Origin of the sequence: Bacillus sp. V3B (genome assembly GCF_024494465.1) — a bacterium.
Lineage (GTDB): Bacteria > Bacillota > Bacilli > Bacillales > Cytobacillaceae > Bacillus_BD.
Map to the genome: position 1 here is coordinate 1 of NZ_JAETXM010000099.1, position 327 is coordinate 327.

Sequence of the window (327 nt, forward strand, 5' to 3'; positions counted from 1 at the left end):
CTATTAATTCAAAGGTAAAACTGGTGCCGGCCAGAGGACTTGAACCCCCAACCTACTGATTACAAGTCAGTTGCTCTACCAATTGAGCTAGGCCGGCTTAATATTATTTAGTTTCCTGAATTATTATTGTGGTCTTGTGCTCCAAAATCCTTTGGTTTTTTTCGCAAATCGCATCCTCTTCAGGACACTGCGATTCTCTACCAATTGAGCTAGGCCCGCATAAATATAATATGGTGGAGGATGACGGGATCGAACCGCCGACCCTCTGCTTGTAAGGCAGATGCTCTCCCAGCTGAGCTAATCCTCCATTTTAAATTTAATAGCTTG

Annotated in this window: 2 tRNA genes; both read right to left on the reverse strand. The window is 43.7% G+C overall.

The features are described from left to right. Positions 1-21: 21 nt before the first annotated feature. Positions 22-97 (reverse strand) — tRNA-Thr (locus JMM81_RS22770). Positions 98-231: 134 nt separating this feature from the next. Next, a tRNA-Val gene (locus tag JMM81_RS22775) sits at positions 232-307 on the reverse strand. Positions 308-327 lie beyond the last annotated feature (20 nt).